The sequence below is a fragment of the Cytobacillus firmus genome, assembly GCF_023657595.1.
GTDB classification, from domain to species: domain Bacteria; phylum Bacillota; class Bacilli; order Bacillales; family Cytobacillaceae; genus Cytobacillus; species Cytobacillus firmus_B.
On record NZ_CP098323.1, the window covers coordinates 836,544 to 857,273 of the forward strand.

The 20,730-nt window shown below is 46.2% G+C and carries 17 protein-coding genes; 15 read left to right on the top strand and 2 right to left on the bottom strand.

Features of this window, described 5'->3' with window-relative positions:
* Window positions 1-461: 461 nt before the first annotated feature.
* From NAF01_RS04500 to NAF01_RS04530, 7 genes are all read left to right on the top strand, one after another.
* Window positions 462-1,478 (top strand): TAXI family TRAP transporter solute-binding subunit, encoded by a 1,017-nt coding sequence (locus NAF01_RS04500; RefSeq protein ID WP_250801876.1) that lies wholly within the window; start codon window positions 462-464, stop codon window positions 1,476-1,478.
* A 13-nt stretch (window positions 1,479-1,491) separates the two neighbouring features.
* Window positions 1,492-3,456, top strand: coding sequence for a TRAP transporter permease (locus tag NAF01_RS04505; RefSeq protein ID WP_197246832.1), 1,965 nt, complete (start codon window positions 1,492-1,494; stop codon window positions 3,454-3,456).
* A 13-nt stretch (window positions 3,457-3,469) separates the two neighbouring features.
* Complete coding sequence (locus NAF01_RS04510) at window positions 3,470-4,189, top strand: FadR/GntR family transcriptional regulator (RefSeq protein WP_163139980.1); 720 nt, start codon at window positions 3,470-3,472, stop codon at window positions 4,187-4,189.
* On the top strand, window positions 4,186-5,601 hold the full coding sequence (locus NAF01_RS04515; RefSeq protein WP_197246830.1) for an FAD-binding oxidoreductase: 1,416 nt from the start codon (window positions 4,186-4,188) through the stop codon (window positions 5,599-5,601). Before NAF01_RS04510 ends, NAF01_RS04515 begins: the two co-directional genes overlap by 4 nt.
* Window positions 5,594-6,859, top strand: a complete 1,266-nt coding sequence (locus NAF01_RS04520; protein ID WP_250801877.1) for a (Fe-S)-binding protein — start codon at window positions 5,594-5,596, stop codon at window positions 6,857-6,859. Before NAF01_RS04515 ends, NAF01_RS04520 begins: the two co-directional genes overlap by 8 nt.
* Before the next feature lie 18 nt (window positions 6,860-6,877).
* Window positions 6,878-8,086, top strand: a complete 1,209-nt coding sequence (lhgO, locus tag NAF01_RS04525; protein ID WP_197214313.1) for an L-2-hydroxyglutarate oxidase — start codon at window positions 6,878-6,880, stop codon at window positions 8,084-8,086.
* Window positions 8,087-8,149: 63 nt separating this feature from the next.
* Complete coding sequence (locus tag NAF01_RS04530) at window positions 8,150-8,605, top strand: hypothetical protein (protein WP_250801878.1); 456 nt, start codon at window positions 8,150-8,152, stop codon at window positions 8,603-8,605.
* Between the two features lie 300 nt (window positions 8,606-8,905).
* Here NAF01_RS04530 and cbpA read toward each other — a convergent pair whose 3' ends face one another.
* A complete protein-coding gene (gene cbpA / locus NAF01_RS04535; protein WP_250801879.1) occupies window positions 8,906-9,550 on the bottom strand; it encodes a cyclic di-AMP binding protein CbpA in 645 nt (214 codons plus the stop codon).
* Between the two features lie 119 nt (window positions 9,551-9,669).
* Here cbpA and NAF01_RS04540 point away from each other — a divergent pair, with 119 nt between their 5' ends.
* The 3 genes from NAF01_RS04540 (at window position 9,670) to NAF01_RS04550 (ending at window position 13,290) form a co-directional block, all read left to right on the top strand.
* Window positions 9,670-10,335 (top strand): LytTR family DNA-binding domain-containing protein, encoded by a 666-nt coding sequence (locus tag NAF01_RS04540; protein WP_434964678.1) that lies wholly within the window; start codon window positions 9,670-9,672, stop codon window positions 10,333-10,335.
* Between the two features lie 132 nt (window positions 10,336-10,467).
* Window positions 10,468-11,991, top strand: a complete 1,524-nt coding sequence (locus NAF01_RS04545; RefSeq protein WP_250801880.1) for a succinyl-CoA:acetate CoA-transferase ScpC — start codon at window positions 10,468-10,470, stop codon at window positions 11,989-11,991.
* Window positions 11,992-12,096: 105 nt separating this feature from the next.
* Entirely contained in the window at window positions 12,097-13,290 is a 1,194-nt protein-coding gene (locus tag NAF01_RS04550; protein WP_250801881.1) for a class I SAM-dependent rRNA methyltransferase, read from the top strand.
* Window positions 13,291-13,350: 60 nt separating this feature from the next.
* Here NAF01_RS04550 and NAF01_RS04555 read toward each other — a convergent pair whose 3' ends face one another.
* Window positions 13,351-14,397 (bottom strand): TRAP transporter substrate-binding protein, encoded by a 1,047-nt coding sequence (locus NAF01_RS04555; protein WP_250801882.1) that lies wholly within the window; start codon window positions 14,395-14,397, stop codon window positions 13,351-13,353.
* An 81-nt stretch (window positions 14,398-14,478) separates the two neighbouring features.
* Between NAF01_RS04555 and NAF01_RS04560 the strand changes: the two genes are divergently transcribed.
* The 5 genes from NAF01_RS04560 to NAF01_RS04580 all read left to right on the top strand — a co-directional run bounded on the left by NAF01_RS04560 (window position 14,479) and on the right by NAF01_RS04580 (window position 20,706).
* Entirely contained in the window at window positions 14,479-16,080 is a 1,602-nt protein-coding gene (locus tag NAF01_RS04560; protein ID WP_250801883.1) for an ATP-binding protein, read from the top strand.
* Entirely contained in the window at window positions 16,070-16,756 is a 687-nt protein-coding gene (locus tag NAF01_RS04565; protein WP_250801884.1) for a response regulator, read from the top strand. Before NAF01_RS04560 ends, NAF01_RS04565 begins: the two co-directional genes overlap by 11 nt.
* A gap of 122 nt (window positions 16,757-16,878) precedes the next feature.
* Window positions 16,879-18,168 (top strand): C4-dicarboxylate transporter DctP, encoded by a 1,290-nt coding sequence (dctP, locus tag NAF01_RS04570; RefSeq protein WP_163139999.1) that lies wholly within the window; start codon window positions 16,879-16,881, stop codon window positions 18,166-18,168.
* Window positions 18,169-18,467: 299 nt separating this feature from the next.
* Window positions 18,468-19,781 carry an MFS transporter gene (locus tag NAF01_RS04575; protein ID WP_250801885.1) on the top strand — a complete coding sequence of 438 codons (1,314 nt, stop codon included), beginning with the start codon at window positions 18,468-18,470 and terminating at the stop codon, window positions 19,779-19,781.
* A gap of 79 nt (window positions 19,782-19,860) precedes the next feature.
* On the top strand, window positions 19,861-20,706 hold the full coding sequence (locus NAF01_RS04580; RefSeq protein WP_197246814.1) for an STAS domain-containing protein: 846 nt from the start codon (window positions 19,861-19,863) through the stop codon (window positions 20,704-20,706).
* Window positions 20,707-20,730: the final 24 nt, after the last annotated feature.

The window sequence follows — 20,730 nt, forward strand, 5'->3', positions numbered from 1 at the left end:
TGGCACTTCAGAAAGAGAGAAAAAGGGCATCGGAGAGTTTGAGTCCCAACCCGGCCCAACTTCGGACAGAGAAGGCTGAAATCCTGTTGGCAGAGTCTGAACCCGGTCCAACTTCGGACAGCGAAAGTCGAAACCGGGCATCCAGAGTCCGAACCCGGCTCAACTTTGGACAGAGAAAGCCGAAACCGTGCACCCAGAGTCCGAACCCCTTCCCGCTTTAAACAAAGAAAGCACGAACCCGCCGTCCATATAACTTAATAGAATAAACCTTTAAATCCTACAAGGTAAATTTTCCTATTTTCACTTCAGAAACCCCCGTATTCTCAAGGAATCCAGCATCCAATTCCACAAAACAAAAAAGAAAAATCAGAATTTTAATTGAATTCAAAACACGTAATCTTGTATACTTGTAATACAAGTTTGAAAAAACGCTTACATTTTTGCTGGAAAGGGAGGATTTTATGATTCAAAAGAAGTGGAAGATTATCATATCGGTTCTGACACTTGTTTTTATTGCCATTGTTGGCGTGCGGACAGCAGCCGAGAACAAGGATAAAAAGTTCGTATCCGTTGCCACCGCTTCAACAGGAGGTACATATTACCCGATTGGGGTTGGAATGGCCAATGTATGGAGCAGCCATTTAAAGGGTGAGAAAATCCAGGCGAGCGGCCAATCCTCAGCCGGCTCCATTGAAAATATTGAACTGCTTCGTGAAGGGGAAGCACAGCTTGCTATTCTTCAGGGATTAATATCTTCTCAGGCTTATGCAGGTGACGACTCTTTTGAAGGAAAGCGCTATGAGGATTTGCGCACAATCTCCATGCTCTGGCCCAATGTGGAACATTTCGTACTGATGAACAATAAGATCAAAAGCGGAACTATCGACGATATAAAAGGAACGCAATTCTCTGTTGGGCCGCAGGCCAGCGGTACGGAGCAATCCACAGTCGTGATGATGGATGGTCTCGGTCTTACGAAAAAGGATATTTCTCCTGAGTATCTGGGCTACAGTGACACGGTTTCCGCGATGCGTGATGGGAGATTGGATGGAGGTTCCCTTCCGGCAGGTATCCCGATTTCCGCTGTAACAGATATGTATGCAAGTAATGTCAAAGCATCGATCCTGGAAGTAACTGATGAGCAGCTGGATGCCATCAATGCAGTATCGGACAGCTGGTACCGCTATGTGATTCCTGGAGGCACTTATCCTCGCAATGACGAAGATATCAACACGATTGCTCAGCCAAACCTATTATCCACAACTAAAGAAATGGATGAAGAAACGATTTATATTCTAACCAAAACACTTTATGAGAATCTTGATGAAATGTATGAGGTTCATAGCTCTGCCAAGGAAATGACTTTGGAAACGGCACTTGATGGCGTATCTGTGCCATTGCATGCCGGAGCCTACAGATATTTTAAAGAAGCGGGCCTTGATATACCTGAAAATCTAATTCCGCCGGAAGCGAAATAAAGGAGGGAAAAGAATGACAAAATCAACAAGCGAACCCATTGTACAGCCAGCTGATCTTGATAAAGAAGCTGGCGGCGGCATGCGGCTGCTGGATGGTCCATACAAAAAAGCGGCTGCCATCATTGCTGTATTGTTTTCTGCTTTTGCCATTTATTCCAATGGATTATCCAATATTCAAGAGATTTATAGAAACCTCATTTTCCTGGGCATCCTTTTGGTAATGACTTTTTTCTATTATCCTGCCGGAAAGTCTTCCAATCAAAAAAGGTTTACAGCCCCTGATTATGTTTTTGCGGCACTTGCGATTGCAGGTCTCGGCTACCTGCTCCTGAATTACACAACAATTCATGTGGACCGGGGCTCCCAGCCGATTATGATCGACTATGTCTTTGGAGCCATTACGATCATCGTTCTCCTTGAAGCTTCGAGACGTGCTGTTGGGATCTTTATTCCGATCCTGTGCGGAGGCGCTATTGTATATGCCCTGTTTGGCACCTACTTCCCGTGGATCTTCGGACATGCCGGCTTTTCACTGGAACGCCTGCTGTACCGTCTTTATATGACGACTGAGGGCGTGCTGGGATTAACGCTTTCGACGGCATCTACGTTCATCGTCATGTTCGTCCTCTTTGGTGCCTTCCTGTCGGTCAGCGGTGCCACCCAGCTTTTCAATGATCTCGCCCTTGCCATTGCAGGCAGAAAGCGCGGAGGCCCGGCTCAGGTTGCGGTCATTTCCAGTGCGCTGACAGGGTCTTTGAGCGGGAGTGCGGTTGCCAATGTTGCGACAACAGGAGCTTTTACGATTCCTTTGATGAAATCCATTGGCCTTAAGCCAAAGTTTGCCGGAGCAGTAGAGGCGGCTGCTTCAACAGGCGGAATGATTATGCCGCCGATTATGGGCGCTGCGGCCTTTATCATGGCCGGTTTCCTTGGAATCTCTTATACGACAGTCATCCTGGCAGCGATCATTCCAAGTTTTCTATACTATATTGCTTTGATTTTTGCCATTGATATTGAAGCGAAAAAGCAAGGCCTAAAAGGCATCAGCAAAGAGAATATCCCGGATGTCGTCCAAATCCTGAAGGAACGCGGGGTTCTCCTTATCCCAATTATCGTTGTTATCACCACACTCTTAATGGGAAAAACAGCCCTGTTTGCCGGATTTGCCGGGATCGGCGCGGTCATCATTGCGAGCTGGCTGGCAAAAGATAAATCTTCTAGAATCACGATCTCTAAAACTATTGAAGCATTCATTGAAGGCGGAAGAGGAACGATTCAGGTCGGGATTGCCTGTGCCGCCATCGGAATTATCATCTGCGTTGTCACCATGACGGGAATTGGATCTACATTAGCTTATAATATTGTTGAATTAACGGGCGGTCAGCTTTGGCTGATTTTAATCGTCGTCATGCTCACTTGCATCGTTTTAAGTATGGGGCTTCCATCCACAGCACTTTACATCGTCGTTGCCGTTACAGCAGCTCCTGCCCTTGTAGAAGCTGGCGTTAACCCGATCGCGGCACATTTCTTTGTGTTCTGGTTTGGTGCATTGTCCAACATTACACCGCCTGTGGCATTGGCATCTTATACCGCCGCGGGCCTTGCCGGCGCCAATGCGATGCAGACATCATGGGAAGCGCTTAGAATCTCACTGCCGGGCTTTATCATCCCGTTCATGATTGCCTATAATCCTATCATTCTGCTTCAGGCAGCAGAGGGAGAAACGATATCCATTTTATCGGTAGCGCTTGTGGTCATCACAAGCACACTGGGCATTTACGCCCTGGCAAGTTCACTTGGAAACTACCTGAATGCCAAGCTGACGATTGTTGAAAGAGTCCTAATGTTTGCAGGGGCTTTAATGCTGATTAAACCTGGCATGATCACGGATATTGCCGGATTCGGGCTTTGCGTGTTTGCGATTCTCTTCCATATCATCAGAGTAAAGAAAAGCAGTTCAGTCGAAATCACCATATAAGGAGCTAACATTCATGAAAATCGAACGGAAAAAAATCTCGGCCCAGGTGCTGGATCAGCTGAAGGAAATGATAAAAGAAGGCAAGTTCCCGCCAAATGAGCCCATGCCATCCGAGAATGAACTGGCCAAACGATTTGGCGTCAGCCGTGCGCCTGTTCGAGAAGCATTGAGTGTGTTATCTGCCAGCGGAATCATTGAGTCCAGGCAAGGGGGCAGAAGCTTCGTTAAAGAGGTTAATATGGCAGACATGCTTGGTTCGTTAGCGATTGAATACATTCCCGTGGAACAGGTATTTGAGCTATTGGAAATGAGGATGGTTATGGAGACACAGGCAGCAGCAATTGCTGCCTTGCGTCGTGATGAGGACGACCTGAAAAATTTGAAAATGGCGCTTGATCAATTTGAAATCACACTGACGAACCCTGAAGCAGTTGGCGACCAGGCTGACGTAAATTTTCATAAACACCTGATTGCAGCAACGAAAAATCGCTTCATGATACAGGTAATGGAAAACATCGATGATCTGTACCGGAAAGCAATTGCGTTTTCCCTTCAGAAAAACGTGGGTCTTCCGGCAAAGCGCGAGCAGGTATTTCAGGAGCATATGAGCATTTTTACGGCTATAAAAGAACGGGATGAAGGAAAAGCAGCAAAGGCGATGCAAGTTCATCTTGAGAATGTGACAAATAAATTGAAGGTGAACGAAAGGGAAGGAAAGAAGGTGCCGTTGTGATCACCGAACAGATTGTTGAACGGCTTAAAAGCATCATGGGATCAGAAAAACGCATTCTGCTTGAAAAAGCGGACCTGGTTTCTTATTCATACGACGGCTCATTTGGAGCCTATATTCCAGAGATCATCCTGCAGCCGGTTTCGACAGAGGAAACGGCTGGCATTGTAAAGCTCGCCAATGAACTGAAAATTCCCGTCTATCCAAGAGGCAGGGGTACGAGTCTGAGCGGAGGTCCGCTCCCTGTCCACGGGGGGATGGTCCTTGATTATTCCAGATGGACCCAAAAGCTGATCATTGACCCGGAGGATACCGTTGCGATTGTATCTCCAGGTGTTATTACTGCTGATATTGACCGTGAAGCACAGCGGCATGGGCTGATGTATCCGCCAGACCCAAGCAGCTCCCATGTTTCCACAATTGGAGGGAATCTCGCTGAAAATGCAGGCGGGCCACGCGGTTTAAAGTACGGGGTAACAAAGGATTACGTTCTGGGTCTGGAGATCGTCACGCCGGAAGGGGACATCATTCGGACAGGCGGACGGACGGTCAAAAACGTTACAGGCTATGACCTGACGAAGCTGATCGTTGGATCCGAGGGGACGCTCGGCATCATCACAGAGGCCATCCTTCAGCTGATTCCAAGACCCCAGGCCACTCAGACGATGATGGTTATTTTTGATGACATTATTGATGCCGGAAAAGCAATATCGGCGGTACTCACATCAGGCATCCTGCCATCCAAAATGGAAATCATGGACCAGGCTTCAATCCAGGCGGTGGAAGAGTTTCAGCCGATCGGGCTCCCGACAGATGTAGATGCCATTATCCTGATTGAGCTTGATGGCCATCCAATTGCCATCAGGGATGAAAGCGAGCAGGTGAAGCAGGTGTGCCTGGAAGTTGGGGCGAGAGAAGCCATCATTGCCAGGGATGAAGAATCTGCCGGGAATCTATGGAAAGCGAGAAAACTTGTTTCGCCGGCCATCGTCAGGAAAAAGCCAACGAAAATTTCCGAAGATGCCACCATTCCAAGAAGCAAGATACCTGAAATGTTTAGAAGGCTTCAGGAAATTAAAGCAAAATATGAAATCGACTTAGTCGTATTCGGCCATGCGGGTGATGGAAATCTGCATCCGAATATCATAACTGATAAGCAGGATAAAGAAGAAATGAAGCGCGTGGAAAAAGCGGTGGAGGAGATTTTTACGGCAGCGATTGAATTGGGAGGAACCCTCTCAGGCGAGCATGGAATCGGGACAATGAAGGCACCGTTTATGGAAATGGAGCTTGGTGAAGCAGGGCTGGACATGATGAAACGAATGAAAAAAGCTTGGGATCCAAACAACATTATGAATCCGGGCAAAATTTTTCCCGAGACAAAAGGACAGAGGCTGGTGTTAGTCCATGACTAGCCAGCTCGCCTATAAAGAAACGTTTGACTGTGTCCAATGCGGCTATTGTCTTCCTGCATGCCCCACATACGCCAGTATGGGGAAAGAAAGGCACTCACCAAGGGGCCGGATCAATCTTGTGCAAATGGCGGCGGAAGGAAAAATATCCGTCGATGAAATTACCGAATCGCTGGAGCTCTGCCTTGGCTGCCGCGCCTGTGAGACGGCATGTCCAACCAATGTTCAATATGGCAAAATCCTCGAGTCTTTTAAGCAAGTAAAGAGGGCTGACGCACCAGCTCCTTTCATGGAGAACATGGCTCTGCAAAAAGCATTGCCCAATAAAAAGCTGCTCGCATCCATGAGAGCTTCACTTCGGGCCTATCAGAAAACAGGCATGGATTCGATTGCCCGCAAAAGCAAGGCGCTCAGCATTCTTCCAGAACAGCTTAGGGCTTTTGAAGAGATCGCTCCGGCTGTGGAAATGCCAAATAAACAGCTGAGAACAGGCATCCTTCTGCCAGAGCGCGAGCCGAAAGCCCGTGTAGCATTTTTTACAGGCTGTATTATGGATGTGTTTTTTGCCAAAATCAATGACCTTAGCATCAAGCTGCTTCAGCATGCCGGGTGCGAAGTCACCGTAATCAAGGAACAGACCTGCTGCGGGGCGCTTCAGAATCATAGCGGAGATACGGGAACATCCAGGAAATTGGCGAAGGAAAATATTGCAGCTTTTGAAAAAGGGAACTTTGATTTTGTGGTTAATGCGATTGGCGGCTGCGGTGCGATGCTCGTTGAATATGATCACCTTCTCGCAGAAGACCCGGAATGGGCAGAGCGTGCCAGGGTGTTCGCACAAAAGAATAAAGATGTAAGTGTAATACTGAACAAACTCGGAATCAATTTCAGCCGGGAACTCTCAGGTGCTGTGACCTATCAGCCATCCTGCCATTTGTTAAATGTGCAGAAGGTGGCGGATGATCCCGTTCAGCTCCTCGAAAGCATACCAGGCATTACATATGTTCCGCTTCCGAAAGGGGATATGTGCTGCGGATCGGCCGGAATCTATAATATTGTTCACTATGAAGAGTCCATGGAAATACTCGACGCCAAAATGGAACATGTCCAAAAAATATCGCCTGATACCATCGTAACGTCCAACCCTGGCTGCCATCTGCAGATGTGCCTCGGGGTTAAACGCGAGGGGCTTGAAGACAAGGTGCGTGTGGTCCATATCATCGAATTACTGGCAGAAGCCTGCGGGATTAATCATAAATAAGAGAAAGGGTGGAGGATCATGTATGATTACATCATTATTGGCGGGGGCATTGTCGGCCTGTCAACAGGAATGGAGCTGCTGAACCGGTTTCCATCAGCAAAAGTGGCCATCCTGGAAAAAGAAAGCCACGTAGCGGCCCACCAGACGGGCCATAACAGCGGAGTCATCCATTCCGGAATCTATTATAAGCCTGGCAGCTATAAAGCCAGGCTTGCCAAAAAAGGCAGTGAGTCCATGACAGAATTTTGCCGGAAGCATGGGCTTGAAGTGGATATCTGCGGGAAAGTCATTGTCGCGAGCGAAGATTTCGAGCTGCCGCTTTTGGACGATTTATATCAGCGCGGGCTGGACAACGGCCTTGGAATACGCATGATTGACCAGTCGGAGCTGCATGAAATCGAGCCGCATGTGAACGGAAAAAAGGCCATCCATGTGCCAATGGCCGGAATTGTCAACTATAAGCAGGTTTCGGAAAAAATGGCGGAGATCATTACAGCAAAAGGCGGGGACATCCTGCTGAATCATAAAGTTTTGGCGATTGATGAAAATACTCAGGAAGTTATCGTTCAGACCAGCAGGGGAGAGGTAAGGGGAGCTTACTATGTAAACTGCGGCGGCCTGCAGTCAGACCGGATTGCCAAGCTTGCCGGATTGAAGACGGATGTTAAAATCGTGCCATTCAGGGGCGAGTATTTCATGCTCAAGCCGGAGAAAAGCAGTCTCGTCAAAAATCTGATATACCCGGTGCCAAATCCCAACTTCCCGTTCCTTGGGGTCCATTTTACCCGCATGATTAACGGAGCTATTGATGTGGGTCCAAATGCCGTTCTAAGCTTTAAAAGGGAAGGCTATAAAAAGACAGACCTGAATGTGGCGGACCTGATGGAGGTTATGGCTTATAAAGGCTTCTGGAAGCTTGCAAAGAAATATATGAAAGAGGGAGTGGAAGAAATGATCCGCTCTGCATCCAAAGAGCTGTTCATGAAAAATGTCCAGAAGCTTATGCCGGACATTCAGAAGGATGATATTGTACCCGGGCCTGCCGGTGTCAGAGCGCAGGCCTTGAAGGACGATGGTTCATTAGTCGATGACTTTTTCATTGTACCCAGCAAACGCTCCATCCATGTTTTAAATGCACCATCTCCGGCCGCGACGGCGTCCATAGAGATTGGAAAAGAGATCGTGAGGAAGATGGACGGAATGTTTAAGATGGAATCAGCTGTTTAATAAAAAAATGGAGAATAATTCAAATCCCCCTAAACCATAATATGGAAGAAGGGGGATTTTTATATGAAAGCCACAACTGTGATAAGGCTGATGCACCTGGTCATACCCTGGCTGACCATCGTTTTTCTGCCTAAAAAGTCATTCAATAAATTTTCAACCGTTTCGGTTTTTGCAGGTATTTTTGTGTTGATTTTAAGCACACTGGCCATACCGTTTAAATGGTGGACAGTGGAGGGTGGACACTTCAAGAAATTGCTTAATGATCTAACCTTCATAATGGGACCATTCTTTATTGGGACAATTTGGATCTTCCATTTCACCTTCGGCAGTTTCAAGAAGTACCTGGCAGTAAATGCCATCATGGATCTGCTGTTTGCATACCCGCTTAATTACTTGTATCAAAGGTTTAACTTGTACAAGCTCGTAAAATTTAAGCCCATACATATTTTCCTGTTCTTCACCTCTTACGCATGGATAATTTATGGGTACCAGGAATTCTTTCATAGGAATCACAGGTAAGAAAAAGCCGCTCCATCAAGGAACGGCTTTTCATCTGTTATCGCAGTCTAACGGGCAGTAAGACCCTCACTTCAAGACTTAGAGGAATCAAAGGAAGATAAGTGGGGGTCAAACTGCCCGTAAAGGCCCGATTGGTGAGATACAGTGAAACTTGCCGAGGCGCAGGCAGAGGCTTAGTTGAACCAATCGGGTTCGTAGTGTCGATTGATCGAAGCGCTAGCGGAGATCTTAGCGACACTAGAACGCGACTAACAATCAGTGGGGATAAGGAAAACCCCCACTGATTGAAGTTTCACTTTATCAGCATTCTCCATTATGACACTCGACTCCGATCACCCGGAATCCATTTATGTCCAGTTCTTTCTTGATTTTATCTAAAGTTTCTTCAGTCGTATCCTTCGGCAATGTAAAGAGGATACGGCGGATCAGACTGACATGGAAGTTGGATGAATCCAATGAGATGACTCCCTGGATATCGCTGTACTTACTGATAATACTGCTTATCTTTTTCAATGTTCCCTGTGTGCCATAGCTGCCTACAGTCAGCGTATAGCTTCCGCGGTTCAGTCCCCACGCTTCCTCCAGCAGCTCCAGTACGGCCGCATGTGTCAGCAATCCGACAAAATGCCCCTGGTCATTTTCAACCGGAAGATAAGGATATCTCTTCAGCGTGAAAAAGGCTTTCATGAAGGAGTCATCCTCATCAATTATGGTCTGCTGGTCTTTAGCCAGTGCCGTAATCGGCTCATCCAAAGAATGATTCTCCTTGTATTCTAAAATATCAACCTTATAAATATTGCCGACAAACTTTGTATGTGCCGCATCCAGTATAGGGACACAGCGGTAGCCAGTTTCATTTATAAACTGCAGTGCCTGTTGCAAATTAAAGGTTTCATCACAAAACCGGACATCTTTTTTCTCCACCATCTGATGGCGAATCAGCATACGAGCATCCTCCTTTACCCCATAACCTTCTCTATTCTATGCCGGTGCCTTTTCGGCAATGATAAGAAATTAAGTGAATCCCCCTCCGAAAACTTGTAAAATAAGAAAAAGCAATCATCATGAAAGGTGCTGAAAAGAACGTGGAAAGCATTACAGTTGTATCGCTGCTGGATGTAATTGGGGAGCTGTTTTCCGATGAGATTTCCATAGCGGTTTCCAATACGAGTGAATATATTTATTACAGGCCGAGCAAGCGCATCGATTTGAAAATCAGGCCGGGGGACATGGTAAAGGAAGGGACCATCGCCTATAAGGCTTTAGGGACACAGCAAAGGGTGTCGGAGTTTATAGACCGTGATGTGTTCGGTGTTCCGTATAACGGCATGGCTGTGCCATTTTTGCATGAAGGGAAGCTTGAAGGCTGTGTAACGGCGATTTTCCCGGCTTTGACGGACGGCAAATCGGTTGTGACGATGAAAACGAATGATGGCTGGATTCCGATTCCTTTTTCCGAGGTTGTCTGCCTGGAGGCAAAGGATAAGAAGACCTATGTACATACAGGCGGCCATTCAGGCACCCATAAATACTCGCTGCAGGATTTTGAGTATTCGCTGCCTAAGGACAGTTTCATCCGCTGCCACCGCTCATTCATTGTAAATGTTAATCATATCAAGGAAATCTTTCCTGATACCCATTCCACCTTTCTCCTCGTCATGAAAAATGGGGACCGGGTGCCTGTCAGCCAGTCCTATTCCAGCTATTTCAGGAAATTACTCGGTTTTTAGAAAATTCTTTCTGTTTCAGTGGTGAAATTCGCTGTTTTATCGGAATTTTCCGTAAGTTAATCGGAAAAATCCTGGCTCCCTCTTTATCCGGGTAAAATGATTACATATATCTTGATAAAGGGGATGAGCATCATGGAGAAACATTTAGAACGGATTCGCGATAGCCGCCTGCGTGACCGGGTAGTTACACCTGAAGAAGCAGCATCCTGGATTCAGGATGGCATGACTCTGGGGCTAAGCGGCTTTACACGTGCAGGTGATGTGAAAGCGGTGCCATTTGCGCTCGCAGACCGTGCCAAACATGAGAGTTTTAAAGTGAATGTCTACACGGGCGCTTCTTTGGGATCTGATGTGGATAAGCTTTTTGCGGAAGCAGGGATTTTGGGAAAAAGGCTGCCATTTCAGGCCGATCCGACCATGAGAAAAGGGATTAACCAGGGGGATTTTCTATTTGTCGATCAGCATTTATCCCACACGGCAGAGCTTATCCGCGCTAATGTCATGGATCCTATTGATTTCGCTATTTTGGAAGCGGTTTCTATCTCGGAGGACGGGCTGATCATTCCGTCTACTTCTATCGGAAACTCACTGTCTTTCGCTGAAAATGCGAGACATATCATTGTTGAAATCAATTTGGCCCAATCCGCACAGCTGGAAGGATTGCATGATTTATATGAACCTGGCAGGCAGGGGGAGCGTAATCCGATCCCGCTGACGAAAGCGGACGACCGTATCGGCACTCCAGGAATTAATGTGGATCTGGATAAGGTGAGGGGAATCGTATTCACGAATCAGCAGGACTCGCCTTCGACGATCGTGCCGCCGGATGAAGAAACCGCCATCATGGCACAGCATCTGCTTCAGTTTCTCCGCGGGGAAATTGCAGCAGGAAGGCTGACAAATAGCCTTGCACCGCTGCAGTCGGGGATCGGATCTGTGGCGAATGCCGTGCTTCATGGAATGCTTGACTCTGAGTTTGAGAATCTGGAAGTCTATTCAGAAGTGCTTCAGGATGCCGTATTTGATTTGATGGATGCCGGAAAGGTGAACTTTGCTTCCTGCTGTTCTATCACACTATCAGATGAAAAGATGAAAGAGGTTTTCACGAACTTTGACCGGTACAGGGACCGCTTAATCATGCGTCCTCAGGAGATTTCCAACCATCCTGAAATCATCCGCCGCCTCGGCTTGATTTCGATCAATACAGCACTGGAGCTTGATATTTATGGAAACGTGAACTCCACCCATGTCCTTGGAACGAAAATGATGAATGGCATCGGCGGATCCGGCGATTTTGCCAGAAATGCGCGACTGGCAATCTTCGTGACGAAGTCTATTGCCAAAGACGGCAAGATTTCAAGCATCGTCCCATTCGTCTCCCATGTCGACCACACCGAGCATGATGTAGATATCATTGTAACAGAACAGGGCTTTGCAGACCTGCGGGGGCTGGCTCCAAGGCAGCGCGTGGAGTTGATCATTGAAAATTGCGCACACCCGCTGTACCGCGACCAGCTTCGCAACTATTACCGGGAAGCTCTCACAAGAGGCGGCCAAACACCGCACGTACTGGAAAAGGCACTCTCCTGGCACACAGACTTTGCAAAAAATGGAACCATGCTGAAAGAAACAGCGGCAGCTTCTGCCCGTCAGTGAAGAGATGGTGACAGGCACCTATACCACTTCATCCAAGCGGTATAGGTACCTGTCACTTTTAATGTTACAATGATAGCTATACTAACAAAATGATTGGGTGAATTTATGAGTAATGCTATCAAATTAATCGCGGCTTCTAAATATAAGAATAGTTTTAGGGATGGCTATCCGCTTGTGACGGAGGAGTCGGTGCTGCGGATTCCGAATGGCATCAAAGAGGGTGCGGTCATTGAGCTGACCGACGAGAGCGGCCGGTTTATCGGCAAAGGATATTATGGAAAGCAGAATAAAGGCAGGGGCTGGATACTGTCGCGAAATCCTCAGGAAAACTTTGATGAAGCATTTTTTGCGAAGAAATTCCAAGAAGCGTTAAGGAGACGGGAAGCTCTATTCCGTGATCCCGATACAACCGCTTTTCGGGTTTTTAATGGAGAAGGAGACGGAATCGGAGGCATCACGATTGATTATTATGATGGCTTTTATGTGATCAGCTGGTACAGTGAAGGCATTTATACGTTCAGGGATACGGTGATTCAGGCATTCATGAACAGTGCTGATGTAAAAGGATTGTATGAAAAGAAACGGTTTGCTGTAAAAGGCACTTATATAGAGGACGATGATTTTGCGGCAGGAGAGCGGGCCTCTTTTCCGCTGATGGTGAAGGAGAATGGAATCAGCTTTCCCATTTATCTGAATGATGGCGCCATGGTAGGTGTATTCCTTGATCAGAGGCATGTCCGGAAGACGATCAGGGACAAGTATGCAAAAGGAAAAACGGTCCTGAATACGTTCTCTTATACAGGCGCTTTTTCAGCTGCTGCCGCATTAGGGGGAGCAGTGAAAACAACCAGTGTCGACCTTGCCAACCGCAGCAAAAGCAAAACCATTGAAATGTTCAGCGTCAACTGCATTGATTTTGAGGCACAGGATATCATTGTGGAAGATGTGTTCAACTACTTCAAATATGCTGTCCGGAAGCAGCTGGCATTTGATATGGTTATCCTGGATCCTCCAAGCTTTGCCCGTTCCAAAAAGCATACTTTCAGCGCCAGAAAAGATTATCCGGAGTTGCTTGCGCAGGCCATTCAGATCACAGAAAAAAACGGAATCATTGTGGCCTCATCCAACTGCAGCACATTCAACATGAAAAAATTCAAAGACTTTATCAAAAAAGCATTCGCACAGACAGGTGACCGCTACAAAATCCTTGAGGAATTCACCCTTCCTGAAGACTTCCGCACCATTAAGGAATTCAAAGAAGGAGACTACCTTAAAGTAGCATTCATACAGAAGCTGTAAAAAAGGGGTGACAGGCACCTATACCACTTCAGCCAACTGGTATAGGTACCTGTCACCTTTTTATTCATATTTACCCCGCAGTTCCTTCATCTCTTCCACCAGGTTCTTCCCGATATCCTGTGAAAAGTCTTCATAGATGGGATCCAGCACAGCTTGCCATTCCTGTTTTTCTTCCGGTGTAAGTTCATGAATCTGAATGGAGGAATTCTGCCTGATTTTTTCAAGCAGTTCTTCGTTCATGTCAAAGGCCATCCGGCTGTTCCAGGCAGTTGTTTCTTCCATCGCCTCCAGCAGAATCTTCTTTGTTTCCTCACTCTGCTCATTCCAGACCTTCCCGCTCATCATCACCACATATCCCAGATAGCCATGATTGCTGATTGTCATATGCTTTTGCAGGTTATAAAATTTCTTTGAGTAGATATTGGAAACCGTGTTTTCTTCACCATCCACTTCACCTTCTTCCAGCAGCTTGTAAGTGGAATTGAAGGAATCCTGAATAGCCTTTGCCTTCAGGCGGCTGAATTGGGCCGATATCACATCACTTTGCATGATTCGGAAGGATTGCCCTTTCAGATCCTCGGGTTTTTGAATGGGCCCTTTATTCGTGGTGAGCTGCTTAAATCCATTTGGCCAGTGGGCGAGCCCTTTAATGCCGTCCCCTCGAAGCGAATCAAGCAGCTGCTCGCCGATATCCCCATTCAGGCCTTCAAGAGCCGCTTTGCGCGATGGGAAGGCAAAAGGCAAATCCAGCACAGCCCACTTTGGGGAAAGCATCCCAAGCTTAGAGGTGGAAGGGGCAATAAAGTGAACCTGCCCTTCCTTAAGCGCATTAATTTCTTCAATATCAGAATAGAGGCTGCCGTTTGGGAACACTTCTATTTTTATATGGCCATCCGATTTTTCGGCGACAAGCTCTGCAAATCTTTGAGCGGCAAGGCCCTTCGGCGTATTTTCAGCCACCACATGGCTGAATTTGAAGACAATTTGATCCTTAAGCCCTTCCTGGTCATCATCGTAGGGAATCTCTTCCCCCGGAAAAAAGCTTCGATAGCCAAAGAAGGCAGCCAGCAGTAAAACCATGCCGGCAAGGAGAACATAGCTTTTCATTTGAATCCTCCTTTTTAAAACTATTAATGTTATCATACTTACAAGAATTCTATCCGTAAAGACAGAAGGGAGGGACCCTTTGTGAATCAGCTGCCCATCCGCTGGAAGATTACCATATTGTCTTATGCAGTCGTTATTTTTTCTTTATTGATTGGCGGAATGGTCGTGATTGCAAACATCCAGGAGCAGGAAGAAAAAGAACTGAGGATACGCTCGATGAATACGGCCAGAACGGTGGCAGAGCTGTCAGATGTGAAAAAAGGAATCCTGCAGCCGCAGGGCTGGAAGACGGTTAACAAAGTTGCTGAGGAAATCCGGATTATCAATGAAACCGACTATATCGTTATCATGAATATGGAACGTATCCGCTATTCCCATCCGGTTCGGGAGCTGATCGGCAGGCCTTCATCAGGTGAGGATGAGAAACCTGCTTTTGCCGAGCATATCTATTTTTCCAAGGCTGAGGGAGACGTCGGCACCTTTATACGCGCATTCATACCGATTAAAGATGAAAGCCTCAATCAAATCGGTGTGGTTGTTGTCGGCAATAAGATCCCTTCGATTACGGAGATTATCACAGATCTGGCAAATGAGATCAGCATCATTGTGCTTTTGACGCTCATATTTGGACTGATCGGTTCTTTAATGCTCGCCAATCATATTAAAAAGCAGATGTTCCAGCTGGAGCCCCATGAAATCAAACGGATGCTGGAGGAAAGGACAGCCACTTTCCACTCGATCAATGAAGGCGTAATTGCAATCGATAACCAGGAAAACATTACGATTTTCAATGAAAAGGCAAAGAAAATTTTTAGTGTGTCCGGCAAAGTCGCAGGCAAAAAAATCAGAGACGTGCTAAAAGACACAAGGCTTCCGGAAATTGTAGAAAGTAATCGAGCCGTCTATAATGAACAGATCATTGTAAGCGGCAAGGTCATCCTGAGCACCAGAATTCCCATCCGGAAAGACAATGAGAAGATCGGAGCTGTGGCCATCTTCCAGGACCGCACGGAAGTTACGAAGCTTGCAGAAGAGCTGACCGGTGTAAAAAGCTTTGTTGAGGCGCTCAGGGTGCAGAACCATGAACATATGAACAAGCTTCATACCATTGCGGGATTGATTCAGCTCGGGAAAGCTGACAAAGCACTCCAGCTGACGTTTGATGCATCTGAAGAGCAGGAAAACCTCTCGAATTTCCTCAGCGATAAAATCAGGAACGATGCCATTGCAGGGCTTTTATTAAGCAAAGTAAGGCGCGGAAAGGAATTGGGCATCTCGGTGGTCATCGACCCAAAGAGCAGCCTCGAGGAGTTCCCGGACCGGCTGGATCACCATGATTTTGTTCTGCTTCTGGGCAATCTGATTGAAAATGCTTTCGGTGCCTTTGAGCATAGTGACCGGGAAGATCGAAAAATTGACATCAGCATTGAACAGACCGAGGAGATTTGTGCGGTGCTGGTGGAAGATAACGGCAGCGGGATAGAGGAAGCGATATTGCCGAAAATATATGAAAAAGGATTTACCGCCAATAAATCTGGCGGGACAGGCTACGGGCTTTACCTTGTCAAACAAATTGCAGAAAAAGGCGGGGGAGCGATCGAGGTTTCAACACACAGGGATGAAGGAACCTCTTTTACAATCGTTTTTCCGATGGAATCGGAGGGAGAAACATATGGCGGTTAAAGAAGAAATCAGTGTGCTGCTGATTGAAGATGATCCAATGGTCCAGGAAGTGAATAAGGAATTTATTGCAAGTGTGCCCGGATTTACGATCATCGCTGCGGCCGGGAATGGGGAGGAAGGCATTGCCCTGGCGAAAGAGCTGCAGCCTGACCTTGTGATTTTGGATATTTTCATGCCGAAAAAAAATGGAATCCAAACCCTGCAGGAATTCCGGAAGCAAAACCTTGATTCTGATGTCATTGTCGTATCCGCCGCAAAGGATAAGGAAACCATTAAGCTGATGCTTCAAAACGGCGCCAGGGATTATATTATCAAGCCCTTTAAGCTGAACAGGATTCAGCAGGCCCTCGAGAAATACCGCCATTACAGGGAAAGCCTGAAGGAAGCGGGCACTCTGTCACAGGAGCAGCTCGATGCTCTGCTTTATGCCAAGCAGGCGAAGAAAGAAGAAAACGTATTGCCTAAAGGGCTGAATGAATTCACTTTAAATGAAATTACCGTATTTATGAAACAGCAGACCGAACCCCGCTCTGCCGAAGAAGTTGCGAACGGCATCGGTATTGCCAGAGTCACCGCCCGCCGCTATCTTGATTATCTGGAAAAAAGCGGTGCGATCCGGCTGGATATTCAGTACGGAGGCGTGGGCAGGCCGGTTAATCGGTATGTCATCGTTTAGCTGCATTCCCTGAGACCAAAATGAACAAAACATCCGTTATGACCATAAACTTCTCACTTTTATCTGAAAACGCTATCATTTCTAATAGAATGAATAGTTAGAAAAAAGGAGCTGAGATAAAAGTGAAGAAGCAGCGGATTTATAAGAATTTAACCTTTCAGGTGTTAACGGCTATTTTTATCGGTGTTATGGTCGGGCTGATTTGGCCGGAAGTCGGAAAAGAAATGAAGCCGGTCGGCGACACCTTTATCAACGCAGTCAAAATGGTCATCGCCCCAATTATTTTCCTGACCATCGTCCTTGGAATCGCTAAAATGGGCGATATGAAAAAAGTCGGCAAAGTGGGCGGAAAAGCGTTCATCTATTTTGAGGTGGTTACTACACTTGCTTTAATGATCGGTCTGATCGTCGTTAATGTCATTAAACCAGGTGCAGGCCTGAACTTTAATGAATTGGAAAAAGGAGATGTTTCACAGTACACAGCCAATGGCGGAGAGGGCATCAATTGGATTGAGTTTGTGACACATATTGTTCCTTCCAACATGGTAGATGCCTTTGCAAAAGGAGATATCCTGCAGGTATTATTCTTTTCTGTTCTATTTGGTGTCGGTTTGGCGGCTCTTGGGGACAAAGGCAAAATCGTCATTGAGTTTTTGGATAAGCTATCATTAGTTTTCTTTAAAATTATCGGCTATGTCATGAAGGCAGCTCCGCTTGGTGCTTTTGGCGCGATGGCCTATACAATTGGCCATTTCGGACTGGCATCACTTGTTCCGCTTGGCAAACTGATGATTTCCGTGTACGTGACAATGTTCTTATTTATCTTTGTTGTGCTAAATATTATCTGCAAAATGTACGGATTCAGCTTATGGAATTATCTAAAGTTTATCAAAGATGAAATACTAATCGTATTAGGCACAAGTTCTTCAGAATCAGTGCTTCCGAGAATGATGGATAAAATGGAGCGGATCGGCTGCTCCAAATCAGTTGTGGGACTCGTCATTCCAACAGGTTACTCCTTTAACCTGGATGGTACATCCATCTATCTGTCAATGGCAGTTGTCTTTCTTGCACAAGTATTCGGAGTGGATCTGACAATAGGCCAGCAGGTTACCATTCTATTAGTGCTCATGCTGACTTCAAAAGGTGCCGCGGGTGTAACAGGCAGCGGATTTATCGTATTGGCATCGACGCTTGCCGCCCTTCAGGTTATTCCTCTTGAAGGATTGGCGCTTCTTCTGGGTGTAGACCGCTTCATGAGTGAAGGAAGAGCAATCGTGAACCTGATCGGAAACGGAATCGCAACAATGGTTGTAGCAAAGAGTGAAAATGAATTTGATGAAAATAAGGCTAAGAAAGCCATCAGTGAAATGAAATTAATGAAGCAGGAACAGCAAAAGCAGGCAGTATAAATGGAAAGGCCATTCCGATAAGAGGGATGGCTTTTTCTCATTTATTGTCGAAAATCCCACTGAGCAGACGACAATTCCTGCAGCTATTTCCCGGGAAAAATTCAGATATGTAAGTACTTCTTGTTATTTCAATCAAACGTTTGATTGAAAAGTAAATTGTTGAATAAACGCGAAAGGTAAACATAATTTAGAAAGTTACAAAAAATATATGGTATGATTATTTTTAAAAAAGTGACAGGCACCTATACCACTTGGACTAAGTGGTATAGGTGCCTGTCACCGGAAAGAAGGTTCACATCGTGAAGCGCTTAAAGGTTCATTATGCGTGGATAATTTTAGTCCTGACGTTTTTGGCTTTGCTTGCCGCGCAGGGTGTCCGATTGTCGTTCGGCGCGTTTATGGCGCCATGGGAGCATGAGTTTTCCGCAAATCGCAGTGTTATATCGTTTATAGCCTTTGTCAGCTATATTGTTTTTGCCATTTCACAGCCATATGTCGGACGGATGATTGATAAATACGGCATCCGTTATATTCTGTCCTTCAGTATACTGGTTATTGGCTTTTCAACACTTCTGACCTTTTTTACCGCCAATCCCGTCCAGCTGATGATTATCTACGGTGTGATTGCCTCCGTTGGCTTTGGCGGTGCATCCAATGTAGCAGGAACGATGGCAGTGGCGACCTGGTTTGCCGATAAAAAGGGTATGGCAATGGGACTGATGTCTGCCGGAACAGCCGCAGGGCAGCTTATTCTCGTCCCGCTGTCATTATTCCTGATTGACCTGCTGGGCTGGAAGACAACCGTACTTGTGCTCGGCTTCTTTTTGATTGTAATCATTTTCCCGCTGCTTTTGCTCTTTATCCGCTCGAACCCGGCCGATCTGCAAATCGATGCTTATGGGGCAAACGTGAGTGACAGTCAAAAGGGGAAGCAGGGAAAAAAGGAAGCACCAAAAGGAACGCTTTCCATATTTCAGCTCTTAAAGCGGAAAGAATTCCTGTTTCTCATGCTCCCGTTTTTCGTGTGCGGCGTCACTACCACTGGCCTGATGGATACGCATCTGATTCCCTTTGCCCAGTATTGCGGATTTTCGCCTGGTGTAACGGGAGCTGCTGTCAGCCTGCTGGCCGGCTTTAATATTCTTGGAACTGTCGTTTCGGGGTTCCTCGCAGACAAGTGGAATTGCAGAAAAATCCTTGCCTTTCTCTATGGAGTACGGGCGTTAACCATTGTTCTTCTGCTCATCATCGTAAATGATGCGTCATTGTTTGGCTTTTTCGTCACTCAGTCCCATCTGCTCATTCTGTTTGCCATCAGCTTTGGGATTGTCAATTTTGCCACCGTCGCACCAACCATGAAATTGGCTGCAGAATATTTCAAACATCTGTCCGCAGGAGCCGTAATCGGCTGGATTTATTTGAGCCATCAGCTGGGTTCAGCTCTCGGTTCATTCGTGCCTGGTGTATTATTTAATCTGACAGGCAGCTATGACAGCTCTTTCATTGCATCCATCATTCTTCTGGTATTCGCATCAGTCTTTAGCATAATGCTTCCAAGGCAGGGGGCAGACTATCAGTATGCAAACAGCAGGGATTTGGCGGGAAATAGGTAGGAGCTTAAAAATGACACTTTATTTCTCTTCGGTTAAAATAAAAATATTGAAATAACAGTTGGGTTAGGGGAGACGGGGCATGCATCGTAATCATGATCTATATCAATTTTTCCTTGAGAAAACATGGGACTTAACAGAAGAATGGTATAAAAATGTGAACAAAGAAGAAAGCGGGGGGATTTATACCTCGGAAGACCCCGCTGTAATTGAAAAAGTCAAAAAGCAAAATTATGAATTCCACAAGCAGTTCTCCGAAGTATTCCGTAAAGAAGAAGAAGCGTTCTTTAATGATTTGGAAGTCTGGATTGTCAAAGTGGCGCAGGATGATGAACATCTCCGCACACCTCTTGAGATGATCCTCAAGGAGTTCTTTAACACTCAGGAACAGTATTTAAACCTGCTTGAGCAGTTCCTTGAAACCAGTCAGGGCCAATATGATGACAAGCAAATCGTCTTATGGCGCAGGATGATCATAAGAACCATTGGGGAAGTAGTTACCTGGTTTACGGAAGAGTATAATAACCATTCCCAGAAGAGGCTGCAGGCTCAGCAGGCTTTAATCCTTGAGCTCAGCTCCCCGGTCATCTCATTGACAGAAGATATCGCACTTCTGCCGCTTGTCGGGGATATTGATACAGCACGAGCGAAAATCATGCTTGAAAATACACTTCAGCAATGCAATAAATTAGGCGTCAACCAGCTGTTCCTTGACCTTTCAGGCGTAGTCATGATCGATACAATGGTAGCCCATCAGCTATTCCAGCTGATTGAAGCTCTAAGCCTGATCGGTGTAAAGACTACAATCTCCGGCTTAAGACCGGAAATTGCCCAGACAGCAGTACAGCTCGGACTGTCTTTTGATCACGTCAGCATCAAATCCACGCTATCTAGTGCCATTAAATCAGCGAATATCATAGCAGGGTAATAAAAAACACGATGAAGACAGTCT

Coding starts and splice junctions, on each gene's coding strand:
- NAF01_RS04545 (WP_250801880.1), top strand. CDS start 10,468: ATGGAGAAACATTTAGAACGGATTCGCGATAGCCGCCTGCGTGACCGG.
- NAF01_RS04520 (WP_250801877.1), top strand. CDS start 5,594: ATGACTAGCCAGCTCGCCTATAAAGAAACGTTTGACTGTGTCCAATGC.
- NAF01_RS04500 (WP_250801876.1), top strand. CDS start 462: ATGATTCAAAAGAAGTGGAAGATTATCATATCGGTTCTGACACTTGTT.
- NAF01_RS04530 (WP_250801878.1), top strand. CDS start 8,150: ATGAAAGCCACAACTGTGATAAGGCTGATGCACCTGGTCATACCCTGG.
- NAF01_RS04565 (WP_250801884.1), top strand. CDS start 16,070: ATGGCGGTTAAAGAAGAAATCAGTGTGCTGCTGATTGAAGATGATCCA.
- NAF01_RS04580 (WP_197246814.1), top strand. CDS start 19,861: ATGCATCGTAATCATGATCTATATCAATTTTTCCTTGAGAAAACATGG.
- NAF01_RS04505 (WP_197246832.1), top strand. CDS start 1,492: ATGACAAAATCAACAAGCGAACCCATTGTACAGCCAGCTGATCTTGAT.
- NAF01_RS04550 (WP_250801881.1), top strand. CDS start 12,097: ATGAGTAATGCTATCAAATTAATCGCGGCTTCTAAATATAAGAATAGT.
- NAF01_RS04510 (WP_163139980.1), top strand. CDS start 3,470: ATGAAAATCGAACGGAAAAAAATCTCGGCCCAGGTGCTGGATCAGCTG.
- NAF01_RS04540 (WP_434964678.1), top strand. CDS start 9,670: ATGAAAGGTGCTGAAAAGAACGTGGAAAGCATTACAGTTGTATCGCTG.
- cbpA (WP_250801879.1), bottom strand. CDS start 9,550: ATGCTGATTCGCCATCAGATGGTGGAGAAAAAAGATGTCCGGTTTTGT.
- NAF01_RS04555 (WP_250801882.1), bottom strand. CDS start 14,397: ATGAAAAGCTATGTTCTCCTTGCCGGCATGGTTTTACTGCTGGCTGCC.
- lhgO (WP_197214313.1), top strand. CDS start 6,878: ATGTATGATTACATCATTATTGGCGGGGGCATTGTCGGCCTGTCAACA.